General features: G+C 56.3%; 1 protein-coding gene. It reads right to left on the reverse strand.

The features are described from left to right. Nucleotides 1-650: condensation domain-containing protein (locus F1381_RS27910; protein WP_151738070.1), on the reverse strand; the 650-nt coding region annotated here is incomplete at both ends.

A 650-nucleotide genomic window follows, 5' to 3' on the forward strand; every position in this document is an offset into this window, starting at 1 on the left:
AACGGGTACGGCGTGAAGTTCAGCCCTTCGACCTCGAGCTGTCCGCGGTCGGTATTTTGCAGCACGAACAACGTGTCAAACAAGGGATTGCGGCTCATGTCCCGCCGGACATCCAACTGTTCGACCAATTGTTCAAACGGATAGTCTTGGTGCTCGTACGCTTTGAGCGCATTTTCTTTTACCTGTTCTAAAAATTCGCGGAAGGTCAGCTCACCGGCCGGGAAGTTCCTCATGGCCAGCGTGTTGACAAACATACCGATCATGCCTTGCAAATCAGCGTGCGGCCGGCCGGCGATCGGCGAACCGACGACGATGTCTTCCTGGCCGGTGTATTTGGACAGCACGGTAGTGTACGCTGCCAACAACACCATATAAAGCGTGGAGCCCGCCGCTTTAGCCAGCGCGTGCAATTTGCCGGTCAACTCGCGGCCAAGCTCAAAGGTGAGGCTGCTTCCCTCGAAGTGCTGGACGGAAGGGCGCGGGAAATCGGTCGGCATGTTAAGTACCGGAATTTCCCCGGCGAACAGATCCAGCCAGTACCGTTCATCCGCTTGCAGCACCGGACCGGCAACCCGTTCGTTGTGCCAGGCGGAAAAGTCTTTGTATTGAATCCGCAGCGGCGAAAGGTCTTTTCCTTGGTATAGCGCAAC

Origin of the sequence: Paenibacillus tengchongensis, assembly GCF_008973665.1 — a bacterium.
GTDB lineage: Bacteria > Bacillota > Bacilli > Paenibacillales > Paenibacillaceae > Paenibacillus_AQ > Paenibacillus_AQ tengchongensis.